Source organism: Moorena sp. SIO2C4 (assembly GCF_010672485.1).
Lineage (GTDB): Bacteria > Cyanobacteriota > Cyanobacteriia > Cyanobacteriales > Coleofasciculaceae > Moorena > Moorena producens.
The window spans coordinates 1-2,279 of sequence record NZ_JAAHGN010001151.1; the positions used below are offsets into that span (position 1 = coordinate 1).

The window sequence follows — 2,279 nt, forward strand, 5'->3', positions numbered from 1 at the left end:
GAAGGGATTGAAGATTTGCGGCCTTTCTCTAGTTATGAATTTGTGGAAGCTTTGCTTAGTGGCTAAGCTGGTTTTGACAGCAAGGGAGTAGGGAGTTGGGAGTAGGGAGTAGGGAGTAGGGAGTAGGGAGTCGGGAGTCGGGAGTAGGGAGTCGGGAGTCGGGAGTAGGGAGTCGGGAGTCGGGAGTAGGGAGCAGAGGGATAGGGTTTGACGGTTTTGCTTCGTTTTGCTTCTCACTGAATAATATCCAATATAAATGGACAACAGTTTAGTAATGTAATGACTAAGTTGTCCATACTTATTATGGAAGCAAAAAAATATAATTGCTAAAAAACGCGATCGCTAAAGTCTCCCTCATCAAGGATAAGCCAGCTTCTGGTTGATTCGATTTGAATGCGATTGGCCTAAGGTCACGCTACGCTATCGCAAATTCCCCATCAAGCTGAAATCACTTCAAAATCAGAAATCGTCTCAATCCAGACCCGTGCTCCACACTTGAGGGGATCATCTGGACGATACATCACCCGACAGGGGCCATTGACCTCTACCGTATGACCGTAAACATTTTTAGAGCCTCGCTTCACCGTAATCACAGGATTACGCTCTCCGGTCTTGAGATTTTGGCGAATGACTTTCTGATTAACGTGGATCACAGCCTTAGTGTACTCTGTACGCTTTGACCAGTTCCGTTTTGGTCCGCGAGTGCCAGGAGTCACCACCGGCATGCCATCAAACAAAGGAATTACCCAAGTTCTACCCACCTTATAAGCGCCTTTAACTCTGCCCTTACCCAGAAGGTAACGGACGCGAGTGGCAGAAACACCAAGTAATTCAGCGGCTTGTGCGGTAGAAATCATCATGGGTCGCAAACCATTGCTTTAACGATATTATTACTTTAACACACTTTTTCGGAAAATGCCAGGGCATGGTAAAACTATTGCACTGTCACAATTTAAAAGAGAAACGAATGGGATGAGTGGGTGTAGCAAGTTAAACAGGATAAGAGGGTGCTAAAAACTATTGCATTGTCGCAATTTCTAATCATGTGGGATGTATGGGATGTGTAGAGATTGTAGGATGATTAGGATAAAAGGGTTCTATAAAACTATTGCATTGTCGCAATTTCTAATTCTGTGGGATGTATGGGATGTGTAGAGATTGTAGGATGATTAGGATAAAAGGGTTCTATAAAACTATTGCATTATCGAAATATCAGCTCTGGCCTGTTGCCTGTTGCGTAAGCTATCAGCTATCAGCTATCAGCTATCAGTCATCAGCTTTTGAATAAAACAGGTAAGCATTTTTTTATCTGAGTTAGGGAAAGCTGACCGCTGACCGCTGACCGCTGACCGCTGACCGCTGACCGCTGACGGCTGAATGGTTACCCTGTTGCCTTTGTTATGGAAATGCGATTGACCGTAGGTCACGCTACGGGAACGCTTTCCTGGAACCCTTTGTTACTCGACCATAGGGAATGCGATCGCTTTTTCTATTCTCTCCTATGCACATTTTTGCTTTTTTGTCAATTCATAAGTCTTAAAATTTATCGATTGTTTCAGGGACATTAGGGTTTTCAAATGAGATGTAAACAGAGAATTGCTCTAACCGGAAACAAGAAACAGCTGAAAGAGAATATTAGCAAAGGACTCCGGGATTTTTTGATGTGATCAGAAATCCGCCTTAGTGTTCATGACCTATTTGGAAAGGGGTTATTTCCTCTGATGAAAGAATAAAAGATTAGATTAAAATTGTCTCTAGTTGGTTCCTCTTGTTCCGGATTGTGGTATAGTATTATCAAATAAACTATACTCAAAGTAAATAATCTTAAAAATATAGCTATTTGTTATGGTTTGGCTAGACAAGTTGTTGTTACCCCAATTACAACCCTGATAGCTCATCATACTAGATAATCAGATAATACTAATTTTTATAAGTTTATAGTCTGGTAAATTTACGGATTTGATTGAAAAGGCGGGTTGTTAACTTCTCTAACTTCCCCCTTATCAATCGAAGCTGTAGATGCAGCTTGCCAGTAACTTAATCAATAATTGTGTGATTGTGGCTTGTGCTATACGGGTATATCTCGTTTTTGCTGTTTGACACGGTGGTGCGTTACGGGCAGCAACATAACCCTGGCTACGAGGCAGAAAATGATCGCCCCCCTAACGCACCCTACACAAGATTTTCAAATATGAGTAACTTTGTCAATGTAAAGAGAGCTGAAGTCAATGACCGATGAAAACATTTCCCGACCGAATCCCCAAGAAGCTGAGACTTTA

Annotated in this window: 3 protein-coding genes; all 3 read right to left on the reverse strand. The window is 42.2% G+C overall.

Translation table 11 applies throughout. From position 1 onward, the window contains the following. On the reverse strand, window positions 1-237 hold a 237-nt coding region (locus tag F6K20_RS34855), incomplete at its 3' end, for a hypothetical protein (RefSeq protein ID WP_287297859.1). A 200-nt stretch (window positions 238-437) separates the two neighbouring features. Further along, the gene (locus F6K20_RS34860) at window positions 438-860 is read right to left on the reverse strand and encodes a helix-turn-helix domain-containing protein (RefSeq protein WP_044492023.1); all 423 of its coding nucleotides are present in this window, start codon (window positions 858-860) and stop codon (window positions 438-440) included. A 399-nt stretch (window positions 861-1,259) separates the two neighbouring features. After that, the gene (locus tag F6K20_RS34865) at window positions 1,260-1,427 is read right to left on the reverse strand and encodes a hypothetical protein (protein ID WP_154659652.1); all 168 of its coding nucleotides are present in this window, start codon (window positions 1,425-1,427) and stop codon (window positions 1,260-1,262) included. Window positions 1,428-2,279 lie beyond the last annotated feature (852 nt).